A 15,803-nucleotide genomic window follows, 5' to 3' on the forward strand; every position below is an offset into this window, starting at 1 on the left:
GGTCACCGTGCGGCCTTCCCGTTCGAGGCCAGCAACTGCGAGAGCTGGCCCATCAGTTGGAGCTGCATCTGGGAGAGCTGGTGGACCTGCCGCACGAGGTCGTCGACTTCGCGCCGGGTGGCGTACTCGACGGGAGGTGCGGGGGTGGGGGCAGGGGCCGGGTCACGGTACGCGGGGGCGGGGTCGTGGTACGTGGGGGCGGGGTCGCGGTACGCGGGTGCGGGCTCCCGGGGCGCCGGCACGGAGGGCGTCACCGGAGGCGGGACGGGAGACGTCACGGGTGCGGCAACCGGTGCCGTGTAAGGCTCCGCGTACGGCTCCCTCGTGGCCGGTTCGGGCTCCGCGGCCCGTACCCCGCCGCCGCCCGTCTTCTCCACGATGATCAGCGCGAGCCCCTTCGCCGACCCGGCCTCCTCGAAGAGCTCCCGCATCGACACCTTGACCCGGTGCTCCTCCTCCAACTCCCGCAGCACACCGATCATCTGCAGCGAGTCCGCGCCGAGGTCGAAGAAGGAGGCGTCCTCGGCTATCTCGCTCGTGTCGTAGCTGAGATGTGCCGCGGTGACCTTGATGATGTGCTGGAGCACGCGCTCGACCGCTGCCTCGTCCTGTGCCACTTCCGCCTCATCCCTTGCCGCTTGTACGGGTTGTCCGCGCCGGGGAAGGTGGTTCCCCGGGCCTGTCCAGTAGTCCTTGTGCTGGAACCGGTAGCCGGGCAGCGGGATCCGCCGCCCCGACCCGCCCATGAAGGGCCGCCAGTCCAGTGGCGCGCCGGCCCGGTACAGGCCGGCGGCCGCTTCCCACAGCGGTTCCAGGCCGGCGCCGCGCCGCAGCGTCGGCAGAGCCGGCCGGTCCGGCAGCGCGCGGCGGGCGAGCCCGCTGAGGGTCGCGTGCGGGCCGATCTCGACCAGCGCGCCCACGCCGTCGTGGGCCGACCCCAACTCCCGCAGCGCGTCGCCGAATCGCACGGGCTCGCGGGTCTGCCGTACGAAGTAGTCGGCGTCCGGGACCCAGCCCACCGGCCGCGTGCGCCCGTCCACACCGCTCACGAACGGCACCTCCACGGGACGCGGCCGGACGTCCGCCACGAGCTCCCGCACCCCCGCGAGGACCGGGTCCATGAGGGCGGTGTGGAAGGCGTGCCGCACCGGCAGTTCCCGCGCCGGGACACCGCGCTCGGCCAGCAGCTCCGTCAGCCGGCGCATGGCGGTCGCCGGACCGGCGAGCACCTGGCTGTGCGGGCCGTTGCTGACGGCGAGCTCCACGCCGGGCACCTCGGCGGCCAGCTTCTCCGCCTCGTACGGCTCCGTCGGGACCGCGACCATCGCGCCCGGCGCGCAGCGCCCCCGCATGAGCGCGCCGCGTCCCGCCGTCAGGCGCAGCCCGTCCTCGACCGAGAGCGCCCCGGCCGCGTACAGCGCCCCGTACTCCCCCACGCTGTGCCCGGCCACGGCACCCGGCACGATCCCGGCCTCCCGCCACAGGGCGACGAGCGCGCACTGCAACGCGAAGAGCGCGGGCTGCGCGATCGCGGTCTCACCGACGGGCTCCCCCGGCCCGTCCTCGCCGGACCCGAGGAGCGCGTCGAGCAGCGTGCCGCCGCCGGTGAGGGCGGCGAAGTGCCGCTCGCAGGCGTCCAGGGTTGCGCGTACGACGGGAAAGCGCCGGTGGAGGGCGCGGGCCGCGCCCCGGTGGAGGCTGCCCTGCCCGGTGAAGAGGAACCCGGCGCCGGGGACCGCGCCCGACGCCCCGCCCGGCGCCCCGCTCGCGCGGGGCCCCGCCAGCCAGTCGTCCAGGCCGCCGGTGAGGGCGGCCACGCTGTCGCCCCGTATCGCGAGCCGGTGCCTGCGGTGGGCCCGGCCGAGGGCCAGCGTGGTCACGAGGTCCGCGGTGCGGATCCCGGGGTGGGCGCGCAGATGGTCGCGCAGGGCCGCGGCGTTGTCGGCCAGAGCGGCCTCGGTGTGACCCGAGACCACCAGGACCCCCGGGGGCGGCGGGGCGTCGGCCGCCGCGGGGGACGCGGGCTCGGGGGCCTGCTCCAGTACGACGTGGACATTGGTGCCGCCGACGCCGAAGGAACTGACGCAGGCCCGGCGCGGCAGGTCGCCCGACGGCCACGGGCGCGCGGAGTCGGGGATGTAGAAGGGGCTCGCGGCGAGGTCGAGGGCGGGATTGGGGCGGCGGAAGTTGGCCATCGGCGGGATGACGCCGTGCCGCAGGACGAGGAGCGCCTTGACGAGGCTCGCCAGGCCCGAACACACGTCGAGGTGGCCGATGTTGGCCTTGACCGAGCCGAGCGCGCAGTACCCGGTGCGGTCGGTGTCGGCGCGGAACGCGGCGGTGGCGCCCGCGAACTCGATCGGGTCGCCCTTGAACGTGCCGGTGCCGTGCGTCTCCAGATAGCCGACCGTGCCCGCGTCGACGCCCGCACGGGTGAGGGCGCGGCGGATGGCTCCCCGCTGGCCGTCCGCGCTGGGCGCGCTGAACGCCTTCTTGCCCGCGCCGTCGTTGTTGACACCCCAGCCCCGGATGACGCCGTGGATGTGGTCGCCGTCGGCGAGCGCCCGGTCCAGGCGCTTGAGGACGACGGCCACGACGCCGGTGCCGCCGACCGTACCGTCGGCGTCGGCGTCGAACGGCCGCAGGCAGCCGCTCTTGGAGAGGATGGACCCCTTCACGTACCGGTAGCCGAGCACCTGCGGCACATGGAGGGCGGCGGCCCCGGCGACGGCGATGTCGCACTCCCCGGCGACCACCGACTGCGCGGCGAGGTACACCGCGGTCAGCGAACTGGAGCACGCCGTCTGGACGTTGACGGCCGGGCCGGTCAGACCGAGGCGGTAGGCGGCGCGGTTGGCGGTGAAGTCCGTGAAGTTGCCGATGGTGACCTGGAGTCCGGCGACCCAGTCCGCGATGCCGCCCTCCAGGACGTTGTTCTGCAGGTACGTCTGGAGGGAGTAGAGGTGGTAGCCGGTGCTGGCGTACACGCCGACGTCACAGCTGTCCTGTCCGCCGTCCTGTCCGCCGCGCTCGTGGTCGCCGCCCTGCCCGCCCGCGTACCCGGCGTTCTCCAGGGCGTGGTGCACGCACTCCAGGAACAGCCGGTGCTGCGGGTCGGTGATGCGGGCCTCGTGCGCGCTCATCCCGAAGAAACCGGCGTCGAACCCGGCGATGTCGTCGAGCACGCCGCTCGCCCCGACGAAGTCGTCCGCGCGGTACGCCTCCTCGGGCACCCCGGCGGCGGCGAGTTCGGCGTCGGTGAAGCGGCGGATGCGGTCGGCGCCGTCACGGATCGTGCGCCAGAACTCCTCCGGGGTGTCGGCGCCGGGCAGCCGGAAGGAGAGGCCGACGACGGCGACGGCGTCACGGTCGGTACGGGTCACCGGACTTCACTCCCCCTCTGACTCCTGCCCAGGTTCCGGTCCTCGCCCTCACCGGGTCCCTCGCTCCGCCCCTGCCGCACCAGCACGACGAACATCCCCACGCACAGACAGATCGCGAACCCGTGCAGCAGGCCGACGACCTGCAGGGGTGTGAAGCGGTCCAGGAGGGCGCCGCTGACCAGCATCCCGAGGCCGAAGCCGGTGTTCTCGACCGAGGCGGAGAGCCCGAAGAGCCTGCCGCGCTCCTCGTCGGGCGCGGCCTGGAGCCGGGTGACGTAGGCGACCTCGGTGAGGCCGTCCGCCATGCCGGCCACCAGCGCGGCCACGACCGCCACCCCCGTCGGCAGCCCGGCGAAGACCACGATGAACGCCGCCGACATCACGCAGGCCCCGACGGCGAAGGCCCGCTCCCCCGGCCCCTGCCGTCCGCCGCGACCGGCCCACCGCCCGCAGATCTGCTGCATGACGATGTTGCCGATGGCCCACGTGGCCCAGAACTGGCTGACGAACGTGGCCGGATGGGACGGGTCGAGGTCGCTGGAGTAGACCGGCAGGGCCACGTTGTGGGACGAGGAGCCGAGCCCGTCGGCGGCCCGCAGGGCGATCATGACGGCGAGGACGGGAGCGGCCCGCACCAGCAGGAGCGCCCCGCCGCGCCGGGCCCGGCCCCCCGCATCACCGTCCTTCGCACCGGGGTTCGGTCCGGCCGCCGCCTCCGCCTTGGCCTCGGCCCGCGTACGGATCGGCAGCGAGAGCAGCACACCCGCCGACACCGCGAAGCTGGCGGCGTCCAGGGAGATGGCGGCGGTGTAACCGAGCTGGGCGACCACGACGCCCGCGGAGGCGAAGCCGGCGATCATCGCGAGCGAACGGCCGGTGGCGAGGAGGGAGTTGGCGCGCATCCGCAGTTCGGCGCCGACGATCTCCGGGATGCTGCTGCGCAGCGCCACGCCCGACAGCGTCGAACAGAAGCCGGTCACCACGGCCAGCACGTACAGAAGACCCGCGCGCCCCGCCTCGGGTGCGATCAGCAGCGCTATCATGGCGGCGCACTGCGTCAGATCGGCGCCGACCATCAACCTCTTGCGGTCGTACGCCGAGACCAGCCGTCCGCTCACAAAGCCGGAGACGACACTGGTCAACAGGCGTACGGCCATGAAGAGTCCCGCGGCCAGCGCGCTGTCGGTCACCTCGTAGACGAAGACGTTGAGGGCGACCATGTTGAGGTAACTGCCGTACGCGGAGACGCCGTTACCCACGACGAGCAGGCGAAAGTGGATCAAGCGTCCCCCTGGTCCGGGCCGGGCTGCTGCCATTCGGGTCGTGCACGGCTGCGCTCAGCCGAGACCGCCTTCACACTCACCCGCCCCGAAGCGCGCCCACAGTCCCTCGAATTGGGGACTTGACATCGCAGATCGCGCCCGGTTCGCGCTCAGTAGCCACGCATTTCCCCTGGGTACGCGGGGTTTCCTTTCTGTTTCTCCACGACCGTGGTTAGATCACGTTGCGGCCACAGCCGCCGTACGTGTTGACAGTCCCTCCCGGAGGGAAGATGCCAGTAGACCGGCGCCCGCAGAACGCACCGGCGTTGTCCCACAGGGAGCGTCAGGTGTTGGCCCACATCGCGGCAGGCCTCTCGCACAAGCAGGTCGCCAGACGCCTGGGCATCAGCGTGCACACCGTGAGCACCTATCTGCGCCGTATCCGCAGCAAGCGCACCGCTCCCACGGTGGCTCACCTGATCCATCTGAGCCGCAGCGAGGAGTGCTAGGGACCGTCCCCCGGGAGGATCCGTGCGGCCGGGTCAGCCCCCGCGGCGCACCCGGGCCGCCCGGCGGGCCTCGGCGAGCTTGCGGGCCTCGGAGCTCTTGCGGGACTTCCCGCCCGTAGCGCCGCCTCCCGAGCCGCCCGCCCCCTCCGCGCCGCCGGCGCCGCGGGAGCCGTCCTTGCTGGTGCCGAGGCCGCGGAAGGGCTTGTTGGTGTTCTTGGGGCGGGCCGCGGCGGGGCCGCCGTCGAGCGGGGTGCCGGACGGGCGGCGCGCCCCGGTGATGCGGCTCAGCTCCGCCTCGCCGGAACGCACCTTGATGACGGCCGGCTCCACGCCGGCCTCGGTCAGCACCCGGCCGGTCTCGCGGCGCTGGCCGGAGAGGACGAGGGTGACGACCCGGCCGGACTCGCCGGCCCGGGCGGTGCGGCCCGCGCGGTGCAGATAGTCCTTGGGGTCGGTCGGCGGGTCGACGTTGACGACGAGGTCGAGGTCGTCGACGTGCAGGCCGCGGGCCGCGACGTTGGTCGCCACCAGGGCGGTGACCTGGCCGTCCTTGAACTGGGCGAGGGTGCGGGTGCGTTGCGGCTGGGACTTGCCGCTGTGCAGGGCGGCAGCGGGCACCCCGTTGGCGCGCAGGTGCCGGGTGAGCTGGTCGACGGCGTGCTTGGTGTCGAGGAACAGCAGGACGCGGCCGTCGCGGGCGGCGATCTCCGTGGTGACGGCGTACCGGTCGGGGGCGTGGACGACCAGGACGTGGTGGTCCATCGTCGTGACGGCGCCGGCGGACGGGTCGACCGAGTGGACGACGGGATCGCGGAGGTAGCCCTCCACCAGCTGGTCGACGTCGCGGTCCAGGGTGGCCGAGAACAGCAGCCGCTGGCCGTCGGGGCGCACCTGGTCGAGGGCCTCGGTGACCTGCGGCAGGAAGCCCATGTCGCACATCTGGTCGGCCTCGTCGAGGACGGTGATCCGGACCCGGCCGAGGCGGCAGGCCTTGCGCTCGATCAGGTCGTGCAGACGGCCGGGGGTGGCGACGACGACCTCGGCGCCGTCGCGCAGCGCGGCGATCTGGCGGCCGATGGAGATGCCGCCGACGACGGTGGCGAGCCGCAGCCGGAGCGCCTCGGCGTACGGGGTGAGCGCCTCGGTGACCTGCTGGGCGAGCTCGCGGGTGGGCACGAGGACGAGGGCGAGCGGCTGCTTGGGCTCGGCGCGGCGCCCCGCGGTACGCGCGAGCAGCGGCAGCCCGAAGGCGAGCGTCTTGCCGGACCCGGTCCGCCCGCGCCCCAGCACGTCACGCCCGGCGAGGGCGCTGGGCACGGTGACGGCCTGGATCGGGAACGGCTCACGCACGCCGAGGGCGTCGAGGGTGCGCAGGAGGGCGGCGGGCAGGTCCAGGTCGGCGAAGGACCGGGGCGCGGCGGCCTCGGGGCGGTCCGGGTGGGTCATGGGAGCCTTCCGCGGAGGGAACGAAACGGAACGGAACGTACCGAGGAAGGCCCGGCAGGTGGTGGCCCCGCGAGCGGGCCCGGTGACGCTGGGTGCCCGGCGGAGCCGGGGTGACGCTGGGTGCCCGGCCGAAGCCGAGGTCCCCCGGGCGGCCCCGGCCGGAGCCGGAGATCGCCTGGGTGCCCCGGCCGGGGCCGGAGCGGGTGGGGCAGACGAGCCGTGCTGTACGCCGGGTTCTGTACCGCGGGTCCTCGCGGACGTCGCGGCGACGGCCATCCATCTAGGGCCGGCATTGCTGCCGGCCTCGTGCGGTCTACCCGCGGACTCGGGCGGGCAGCCCTCGAACGTCCGCGCAGAGCGCGTTTCACGGCGCTCCTCTTGACCTTGCTCCAGGTGGGGTTTACCTAGCCGCCTGAGTCACCTCAGGCGCTGGTGGTCTCTTACACCACCGTTTCACCCTTACCTCGCGCCGGAGCGCGGGGCGGTCTGCTTTCTGTGGCACTGTCCCGCGGGTCACCCCGGGTGGCCGTTAGCCACCACCTTGCCCTGTGGAGCCCGGACGTTCCTCGGGAAGCCTCCCGAAGGAGCCTTCACGCGACCGCCCGCACGGCTCGTCTGCCGTGCGCACCATGGTACCCGCCGGGTCCCGCACCCCGCCCCGCGGCCGGGGCGCGTGCGGTCAGGCCCACGGCGTCCAGGGGCGGGCAGGGGCCGACTCGGGCGGGTCGCCCGCGCTTGACCTTGTCGCAGCGTCAACGTTTCTACTGGGCCCATGCGGATCGGAGAGCTCGCCGCCGTTGTCGGCGTCACCACGCGTGCCATCAGGCACTACCACCACCTGGGCCTGCTGCCCGAGCCGGAGCGGCGGGCCAACGGGTATCGGTCGTACGGGCTGCGGCACGCCGTCGCGTTGGCTCGTGTCCGGCGGCTGACCGAGCTCGGGCTCGGGCTCGCCGAGGTGCGGGACGTACTCGCGGACGACGCGGGGCGCGACCTCGCCGAGGTTCTCGCCGAGCTGGACGCGGACCTCGCCCGGCAGGAGACCGCCATCCGTGAGCGGCGGGCGCGGCTGCGGTCGCTTCTCGACGAGGCCGGGCGCGGAGGGATCTCGTGCGAGGGTCCCGTCTCCCCCGAACTCGCCGACTTCTTCCGGGAGATGGAGCGCGCATCGGCCGGGCGCGAGGGGGCGGAGTCGGCGATGGCCGCCAAGGACCGTGAGTTCCTCGCGCTGTTCGACACCACCGCGTCGCCCGAGGACCGGGACGCCTTCCTCACCGCGCTGCGCCCGGCCCTCGGCTCGCCGGGAGCGGTCGAGCGTGCCCACGCGGCGTACGGGCGGCTCGACGCGCTCGCCGACGCCGACCTCGCGGATCCCCGCACGCAGGTCGTCGTGGACGAGGCCGCGCGGACCCTCTGCGCCGCCCTGCCCGACTCGCTCCTGACGGAGCTGGGCAGCGAGGGCGCGCAGGCCTTCGCCGAGGGGCGTTCGGTCCGCGACGACGGGTTCCTCGACGCCTTCTTCGCCGACTTCGCGCCCGCGCAGGCCGAGGCCGTACGCCGCGCGATGGCCCTCCTCGCTCGGCGCGGGAGGGATGCGCGATGAGCTTCGTTCCCTTGTTCGTCCGGCGGCTCGTCGGGCATGAACTGCGTGTCCTGGCGAGCCTCGTGAGGTGGCCGGCCCGGCGGGTCCACGGGGTGTGCGGGCCGGCCGACCGGGCCTTCGGGCACGCCCGCGACCAGGCGGCCGTCATGTACGGGCTGACCTTCGTCTGCGTCGTCGAGGCGTACGGGATGTCCGTACTGCTGCGGAACTGGCCGGCCCTCCACATGGTGACGCTCGTCCTCGACGTCTACGGCGTGGTCCTGATGCTCGGCATCCACGCCGCCTCCGTGACCCGGCCGCACGTCCTCTCGCCCGACGCGCTCCGGGTGCGCCAGGGCGCCCACCGTGACCTGCGGATACCGCTGGCGGTGGTCGGCGGCGCACGCGCGGAGCGACGGTTCACGCACGAGCCCGCCGAGGGGGTGCTCGACCTGCCGGTGGCCTCGACGACCTCGCTCACCCTGGAGCTGACCGAGCCGGTCACCGCCGTCGGCTTCCTGGGCGGGCGGCGCGAGGTGACGACGGTACGACTGCACGCGGACGAGCCCGCGCGGCTCCTAGCCGCCCTGCGCGAACGGCTCGCCCGCCCTCACGCGGGAGCGAACTGAACCTTCGCCGTACCGGGGTCCGCCTGCGCGAGCCGGACCCGCAGCCGCTCCCCCAGGGGCAGCTTCGCCGGACCGCCCTCGATCCGGGCGACCACCGCGGGATCGGTCAACTGCACGGTGCCGACGGACGGTTCGGCGTCCTTCACGTCCACCACCACCGCGTCGAAGATCTCCCCGACCCGGTCCTCGAGCAGCGCGGCCTCGACGATGTCCACGCACTCGCGCTCCACGGTGTTGCCGCGCCGGGTGCCGTCCGCCATCTCCTTGGGCAGCCGGTCCAGGGCGGCGAGCACCCACTCCGGGGGCGGTTCGTCCGCGCAGGCGGCGAGGCAGAGCTCGGAGGCGTACCGGTCGACGAGGCGGCGCAGCGGGGCGGTGCAGTGGGCGTACGGGGTCGCGACGGCGGCGTGGGTCGTCAGCTCGGGGATCCGTCCGCCGGCGAACGCGGTGTAGCCCGCGCCGCGCAGCAGCGTCGTGCACTCCTGGAGGAAGGCGGCGTGGTGCGGGCGGCGCGGGTCGAGGGACCGCACGAGGCGCGCGTACGAGACGTGGTGCGGCCAGTCGATGTGCAGGGCCGTGGCGGTACGGCGCAGCCGGGCGACGGCGCCGTCCGGGGCGGTGGGCAGGGTCCGCAGGATGCCGGTGCCGGAGGCGATCATGAGGTCGGCCGCGGCCATGCCGGTGAGGAGGGAGATCTGCGCGTTCCAGCCGTCGGCGGGGTGCGGGGCGCGGAAGGCGAGTTCGTACGTTCCGTCGCGCTCGACGATCTCCTGCTCAGGGACGTCCAGGGAGATGCCGCCGCGGTCGGCCTCCTGCTGCTCGCGCAGGGCGCCGATGACGGCGAGCAGCGCGAGGGGCTCCTCGGCCGTGCCGTCGTCGACGGCCTTCTGCACGCCGTCGTAGTCGAGCTTGGCCCGGCTGCGGACGAGGGCGCGGCGCACGTCGGTCCGCTCGGTGCGGCCGTCCGTGTCGAGGTCGATCGTCCACAGGACGGCGGGGCAGGTCTGGCCGGGCAGGAGGCTGGCGGCGCCCTCGCTCAGGGAGGTGGGGTGCAGGGGCACCTTCTCGTCGGGGAAGTAGAGGGTGGTGACGCGGCGGTGCGCCTCCGCGTCGAGCGGACCGCCGGGGGTGACGTACGCGGCGACGTCGGCGATGGCGTACGACACGCGGTAGCCGCCGGCCTCACGGCGTGCCAGGTGCATGGCCTGGTCGAGGTCGACGGAGGTGGGCGGGTCGACGGTGAAGAGGGGAAGGCCGGTGGCGTCGTGCGCCGGCAGCCGGGGGGAGGCGGCGGCGCGGGTCGCTTCCGCGAGGACGTCGGCGGGAAAATCCTCCGGTACGTCGAGTTCCGTACGCAGGGCGCGCAGGGCGGCCCGCAGGGGGGCGGCCTCGGCTGCGCCGGTCACGCGGAGGTGGCGGCGGGGCATGTTCCCGAGCGTATGGCATGCGCCGGGCTTGGGCGGATACCTGGGGCCCCGTGCCGGGGCTCTGCCCGGGGGGGGGCGGGGCTGGGGGCTGGGTCTTGGGGGGGGCTGGGGGGACTCTCTCCTCTGGCGGTCTGTTCCGGTGCCGCTTCAAACAGGCCCGCCGCTCCGCGGCGGATGCATCCCACCCACCCACCCGTTCACCCCGCGACGCAGGGTGGGAGTAGGGGCCAATGGCACCCCCGGGCCGCAGCCGCACACGCTCGGGAGGGGACGTGGGGGTATGTGCGCACGGAGCACCGAGCACGCTGTAGCAATGTTGTCCGCGAGGCGTGGCGAACAGTGGATAGCGAGTACGCACATACCCCCGCGGCCCCGCACCCACAGACGAACCCCAGGCGCAGACCCCAGCCCACAACGCACCCGAACCCGCGCCCCGACCAAAAGCGCAGCCGCCCACGCCCCCGTACCCTTTCGCAGGGGCCGCACCCCCTCCCCCCGTACCGTCCAAGGAGTCCGATCGTGCTCGTCCTGTTGCCGCCGTCCGAAGGCAAGGCCCCCTCCGGACGGGGTACCCCGCTCAAGCCCGAGTCCCTCTCGCTTCCCGGGCTCGCCGGCGCGCGACAGGCCGTCCTCGACGAGCTCGTCGAGCTGTGCGCCGCCGACGAGGAGAAGGCCCGCACCGTCCTCGGGCTCAGCGAAGGCCTGCGCGGCGAGGTCGCCAAGAACGCCGAGCTGCGCACCGCCGGCGCGCGTCCCGCCGGTGAGATCTACACCGGCGTCCTCTACGACGCTCTCGACCTCGCCAGCCTCGACGCCGCCGCCAAGCGCCGCGCCACCCGCTCGCTGCTCGTCTTCTCCGGCCTCTGGGGCGCCGTCGGCGTGAGCGACAAGATCCCCTCGTACCGCTGCTCGATGGGCGTGAAGCTCCCGGGACTCGGCGCGCTCGGCGCGTACTGGCGGGCGCCGATGGCCGAGGTGATGCCCGAGGCGGCAGGCGACGGCCTCGTCCTCGACCTGCGGTCGTCCGCCTACGCGGCCGCGTGGAAGCCGAAGGGCGACGTGGCCGGCCGGACCGCCACCGTCCGCGTGCTGCACGCGCAGCTCGACGAGAGGACCGGCGCCGAGAAGCGGTCCGTCGTCTCGCACTTCAACAAGGCGACCAAGGGACGCATCGTCCGCTCGCTGCTGGCCACCGGCGCCCAGCCGAAGGACCCCGCCGAGCTCGTGGAGGCGCTGCGGGACCTGGGGCACGTGGTCGAGGCGCAGGCCCCGGCCAAGGCCGGCAAGCCGTGGGCCCTCGACGTGGTCGTACGCGAGATCCACTGACGCCGCGGCCGTACGGGAACCGCTGACACGGCGGCGACACCTCCCCCACCGGGCCGGGCCGGGTCGGGCCGGCACCACATCGAACGTCGCGTTGCAGCATGCGCAACGGGCTTTGCGCATGCTGCTCCCCCCGGTGCAGGATGCCTCCATGACCTCCTCCCCCGCCCCCGACCTCGCGTCCGCCCCCGACTCCGGCCCCGCCTCCGTCCTGGACCTCGCCCCCGTCGTCCCCGTGGTCGTCGTGTCGGACCTCGACGACGCCGTGCCGATGGCGCGCGCCCTCGTCGCGGGCGGGCTGCCCGCGATCGAGGTGACCCTGCGGACCCCCGTCGCGCTCGACGCGATCTCAGCCATCGCCGCCGAGGTGCCGGACGCGGTGGTCGGCGCGGGCACCGTGATCACGGCCCGCAACGTCTCCGACTCCGTGGCGGCCGGCGCCCGCTTCCTCGTCAGCCCCGGCTGGACGGACACGCTGCTCGACGCGATGCAGGGCTCCGGCGTGCCGTTCCTGCCGGGCGTCTCGACGACCTCGGAGGTCGTGGCACTGCTCGAACGCGGCGTACGGGAGATGAAGTTCTTCCCCGCGGAGGCCGCCGGCGGCACGGCCTACCTCACGTCGCTCGGCGCGCCGCTGCCGCAGGCCCGCTTCTGCCCGACGGGCGGCATCACCCCGGCCTCGGCCCCCTCGTACCTGGCGCTGAAGAACGTCGGCTGCGTGGGCGGCAGTTGGATGCTCCCCGCCGACGCCGTCGCCGCCAAGGACTGGGCCCGCGTCGAGTCGCTGGCGCGCGAGGCGGCGTCCCTCCGCCGGGACGGCTGACGGCAGGCAAGGACGGCTGACGGTCGGCGAACCGCGTCAGCGCAGGTACGACGTGTCGTTGAGGAGCCGTACCGACGCGTTGCCGTCGGAGTAGTACGCCACGGCCGACACCGACGCCGCCGCGAGCTCCATGCGGAACAGCGACTCCGGCGGCGCGCCGAGCGCGAGCCGCACCAGCGTCTTGATGGGCGTGACGTGCGTGACGAGCAGGACCGTGCGGCCCGCGTACGCGGCCGCGAGCCGGTCGCGCGCCGCCGCGACCCGGTCGGCGACCGCCGCGAAGGACTCGCCGCCGGGCGGCGCCGCGTCCGGCGAGGCCAGCCAGGCGTTCAGCTCCCGCGGCCCGCGCTCCCGCACCTCGCCGAAGGTCAGCCCTTCCCAGGCGCCGAAGTCCGTCTCGCGCAGGTCCTCGTCGAGGTGTACGTCGAGTCCGAGGCGGGCGGCGACGATGCGCGCGGTCTCCTGGCAGCGCCTGAGCGGTGAGGAGACGACCGCCTGGATCGTGCCGCGCGCGGCGAAGGCGGCGGCGGCACGCTCGGCCTGCGTCCGGCCCACGTCGGAGAGGGACGGGTCGCTGCCGCCGCTCCCGGAGAACCGCTTCTCGGGGGTCAGCGGGGTCTCGCCGTGCCGCAGCAGGACGAAGGTCGCGGGGGCGCCCAGATCGGCGGGCGCGGCCCAGCCGACCGGCGGAACGGCGGCGCTGCGCGCGGCCCGGACGTCAGCACCCTCGGCCTCGGCCGCGGCAACTCCGACGCCGACACTCGTACTCGTATCCGTACCGGCGCCGACACCCGCACCCGCACTCGCCGCAGCCAGCCCCGCCCGCACCTTCGCCGCCCCCGCCGCCGCGTCACCCGGGGGCCCCGCGGGTTCCGGGTCCGCCGCCGCGCGGGCCGCCCGCGCGTCGAGCTCCGCCGTCGACCCCGACGGCGACCACCGCTCGCCGCTCTTGCCCGCGTCCATCGCCTCGTTGGCGAGCCGGTCCGCGTGCTTGTTCCGGGCGCGGGGGATCCACTCGTACGTCACCCGGGACGAGGGGTAGATCCCCGCGGCCTCGGCGGCGAGCGGCTTCATGTCGGGGTGCTTGATCTTCCAGCGGCCCGACATCTGCTCGACGACGAGCTTGGAGTCCATGCGGACGTGCACCGAGGCGTCCGGGTCCAGTCGGTGGGCCGCCTTGAGGCCGGCCACCAGACCCTTGTACTCGGCGACGTTGTTCGTCGCGACGCCGATGTACTCGGCGGCCTCCGCGAGGGTCTCCCCCGTGGCCGCGTCGATGACGACCGAGCCGTACCCCGCAGGCCCCGGGTTGCCCCGCGACCCGCCGTCGGCCTCGACGATGAACTCCCGCTCGGACGGCATGACGGGCGGTCCCCTACAGGCCGGACTCGGACGTACGGACCAGGATGCGGCGGCAGTTCTCGCACCGCAGCACGGTGTCGGGGGACGCCGCCTTCACCTCGTTGACCTCGGTGATGTTGAGCTCCAGGCGGCAGCCCTCGCAGCGCCGCTGGTAGAGCTTGGCGGCGCCGACGCCGCCCTCCTTCTCGCGCAGCTTGTCGTAGAGCTTGAGCAGGTCGGCCGGGACCGAGCCCGCCACGACCTCGCGCTCCTTGCCGACCGTGGCGGCCTCGCCGTCGATCTCCTCGAACGCGGCGTCGCGGCGGCCCGTGGCGTCGTCGATCTTCGACTGGACCGAGGAGACCCGCTCGGTGAGCTCGGCGACCCGCTCCTGCGCGGCCTCGCGGCGCTCCATGACCTCCAGGACGACGTCCTCCAGGTCACCCTGGCGCTTGGCCAGCGAGGTGATCTCCCGCTGGAGGTTCTCCAGGTCCTTGGGGGAGGTGACGGCGCCGGAGTCCAGGCGCTGCTGGTCGCGGACCGCGCGCTGACGGACCTGGTCGACGTCCTGCTCCGCCTTGGTCTGCTCGCGGGCGCAGTCGCTCTCCTCGGTGGTCGAGGCGACGAGCAGGTCACGCAGCTGCGTGAGGTCCTTGGTCAGCGACTCGATCTCGGCGTGCTCGGGCAGGGACTTCTTCTTGTGCGCGAGCTGCTGCAGGCGGGTGTCCAGGTCCTGGACGTCCAGCAGGCGGATCTGGTCGGCGGGCGCGGCGTTCAGTTGGGGGCTCCTGTTGAGTCGTGGTGAGAGGCGTGGGAGGCCGCGTGGGCGGTCCAGGGGTCGGTGACCGTCTTCGAGACGTGGACGCGAAGGCCCCATCCGTTCCGGTCGGAGATCTCGTCGAGCTGGGCTGCGGCCAGCTCGCACCAGGGCCACTCGGTGGCCCAGTGCGCCGCGTCGAGCAGCGCGAGGGCGTCGCGTTCGCGGGCCTCGGACGCCGGGTGGTGGCGCAGGTCCGCGGTGAGGAAGGCGTCGACGCCGGCGGCGCGCACGTCGTCGAAGAGGCTGTCGCCGGAGCCGCCGCTGACCGCGACGGTGTGGACGAGCGCGTCCGGGTCGCCGGCGATCCGGATGCCCTGGGCGGTGGCGGGCAGCCGCTTCGCGGCGCGCTCGGCCAGCTCGCTCAGCGGCAGCGGGTGTTCGAGCTCGCAGATCCGGCCGAGTCCGCGGCGGCCCCGCGGGTCGGCGGGGTCCGGTACGAGGGGGCGCAGGATCCGCAGGTCGAGCGCGCCCGCGAGGGCGTCGGAGACGCCCGGGTCGGCGCGGTCGGCGTTGGTGTGCGCGACGTGCAGCGCGACGTCGTGCTTGATCAGGTCGTGGACGACCCGGCCCTTGAAGGTGGACGCCGCGACCGTCGTCGTACCCCGCAGGTAGAGGGGGTGGTGGGTGACCAGGAGCTGGGCTCCGAGCGCGACCGCCTCGTCGGCGATCTCCTGGACGGGGTCGACGGCGAAGAGCACCCGGGAGACCTCCGTCTCGGGGTCTCCGCAGACCGTGCCGACCGCGTCCCAGCTCTCGGCCAGATCGGCGGGCCACAGGGCGTCGAGCGCGGCGATGACTTCAGACAGACGGGGCACGGAGAAAGGCTACCTTCCCGCTGCGCTCGGCATGTCGTGCGTTACTGAGCGCTACGCGGCTGCTACCGAGCGGGCCCCCGGGGTGTGTGCGGCGGACGCGGCTGCGGGTGTTGCGTGGTTGCTCGCACAGTTCCCCGCGGCCCTGACGGGGCTGAGGCCAGCTGGCTCACCGCGGGTGCTGGGTGGTTGCTCGCGCAGTTCCCCGCGCCCCTGACAGGGCTCAGGACGGCCGGTCCACCGCGGGTCCCCCGTGGTTGCTCGCGCAGTTCCCCGCGCCCCCGACGAGGCTCAGGACGGCCGGTCCACCGCAGCTCCTCGGTGGTTGCTCGCGCAGTTCCCCGCGCCCCTGACAGGGCTCAGGCCGGCCACCGCAGGTGCTGCGCGGTTCTCCGCGCTCCTGCCGGGGCGCAGCACAAACGTCCCTCCTCCCACAGCCGAATCCG

Annotated in this window: 12 protein-coding genes and 1 other RNA gene; 5 read left to right on the forward strand and 8 right to left on the reverse strand. The window is 74.2% G+C overall.

Going from position 1 to position 15,803, the window contains the following annotated elements; genetic code table 11:
* Positions 1–2: 2 nt before the first annotated feature.
* The gene (locus ACZ6B8_RS00705; RefSeq protein WP_471605849.1) at positions 3–3,383 is read right to left on the reverse strand and encodes a type I polyketide synthase; all 3,381 of its coding nucleotides are present in this window, start codon (positions 3,381–3,383) and stop codon (positions 3–5) included.
* Positions 3,380–4,666 (reverse strand): MFS transporter, encoded by a 1,287-nt coding sequence (locus ACZ6B8_RS00710; protein WP_471605850.1) that lies wholly within the window; start codon positions 4,664–4,666, stop codon positions 3,380–3,382. The genes ACZ6B8_RS00705 and ACZ6B8_RS00710 overlap by 4 nt, the downstream gene beginning before the upstream one ends.
* Positions 4,667–4,935: 269 nt before the next feature.
* On the opposite strand from ACZ6B8_RS00710, the gene ACZ6B8_RS00715 reads away from it, so the two are divergent.
* Positions 4,936–5,154 (forward strand): response regulator transcription factor, encoded by a 219-nt coding sequence (locus tag ACZ6B8_RS00715; RefSeq protein WP_471074832.1) that lies wholly within the window; start codon positions 4,936–4,938, stop codon positions 5,152–5,154.
* Between the two features lie 33 nt (positions 5,155–5,187).
* On the opposite strand, the gene ACZ6B8_RS00720 is transcribed toward ACZ6B8_RS00715, so the two are convergent.
* Complete coding sequence (locus ACZ6B8_RS00720) at positions 5,188–6,600, reverse strand: DEAD/DEAH box helicase (RefSeq protein ID WP_471605851.1); 1,413 nt, start codon at positions 6,598–6,600, stop codon at positions 5,188–5,190.
* A gap of 209 nt (positions 6,601–6,809) precedes the next feature.
* An RNA gene (rnpB, locus tag ACZ6B8_RS00725) (RNase P RNA component class A) lies at positions 6,810–7,214 on the reverse strand.
* A 158-nt stretch (positions 7,215–7,372) separates the two neighbouring features.
* On the opposite strand from rnpB, the gene ACZ6B8_RS00730 reads away from it, so the two are divergent.
* A complete protein-coding gene (locus tag ACZ6B8_RS00730) occupies positions 7,373–8,203 on the forward strand; it encodes a MerR family transcriptional regulator (RefSeq protein ID WP_471605852.1) in 831 nt (276 codons plus the stop codon).
* Positions 8,200–8,811, forward strand: a complete 612-nt coding sequence (locus tag ACZ6B8_RS00735; protein WP_471605853.1) for a hypothetical protein — start codon at positions 8,200–8,202, stop codon at positions 8,809–8,811. Before ACZ6B8_RS00730 ends, ACZ6B8_RS00735 begins: the two co-directional genes overlap by 4 nt.
* Here ACZ6B8_RS00735 and ACZ6B8_RS00740 read toward each other — a convergent pair.
* Complete coding sequence (locus ACZ6B8_RS00740; RefSeq protein WP_471605854.1) at positions 8,793–10,238, reverse strand: RNB domain-containing ribonuclease; 1,446 nt, start codon at positions 10,236–10,238, stop codon at positions 8,793–8,795. The two genes, ACZ6B8_RS00735 and ACZ6B8_RS00740, sit on opposite strands and share 19 nt — an antisense overlap.
* Positions 10,239–10,757: 519 nt before the next feature.
* Here ACZ6B8_RS00740 and yaaA point away from each other — a divergent pair.
* Both yaaA and eda read left to right on the forward strand, forming a co-directional pair.
* A complete protein-coding gene (yaaA, locus tag ACZ6B8_RS00745) occupies positions 10,758–11,564 on the forward strand; it encodes a peroxide stress protein YaaA (RefSeq protein ID WP_471605855.1) in 807 nt (268 codons plus the stop codon).
* A 148-nt stretch (positions 11,565–11,712) separates the two neighbouring features.
* Positions 11,713–12,384, forward strand: a complete 672-nt coding sequence (eda, locus tag ACZ6B8_RS00750; protein ID WP_471605856.1) for a bifunctional 4-hydroxy-2-oxoglutarate aldolase/2-dehydro-3-deoxy-phosphogluconate aldolase — start codon at positions 11,713–11,715, stop codon at positions 12,382–12,384.
* A 36-nt stretch (positions 12,385–12,420) separates the two neighbouring features.
* Here eda and ACZ6B8_RS00755 read toward each other — a convergent pair whose 3' ends face one another.
* From ACZ6B8_RS00755 to ACZ6B8_RS00765, 3 genes are read right to left on the reverse strand one after another with little or no spacing between them, the layout of a single operon-like run.
* On the reverse strand, positions 12,421–13,746 hold the full coding sequence (locus ACZ6B8_RS00755) for a bifunctional RNase H/acid phosphatase (protein WP_471605857.1): 1,326 nt from the start codon (positions 13,744–13,746) through the stop codon (positions 12,421–12,423).
* A gap of 13 nt (positions 13,747–13,759) precedes the next feature.
* Positions 13,760–14,503 (reverse strand): zinc ribbon domain-containing protein, encoded by a 744-nt coding sequence (locus ACZ6B8_RS00760; RefSeq protein WP_471076432.1) that lies wholly within the window; start codon positions 14,501–14,503, stop codon positions 13,760–13,762.
* The gene (locus tag ACZ6B8_RS00765; RefSeq protein WP_471605858.1) at positions 14,500–15,360 is read right to left on the reverse strand and encodes a Nif3-like dinuclear metal center hexameric protein; all 861 of its coding nucleotides are present in this window, start codon (positions 15,358–15,360) and stop codon (positions 14,500–14,502) included. The genes ACZ6B8_RS00760 and ACZ6B8_RS00765 overlap by 4 nt, the downstream gene beginning before the upstream one ends.
* Positions 15,361–15,803: the final 443 nt, after the last annotated feature.

Source organism: Streptomyces sp. NPDC041122 (assembly GCF_055592445.1).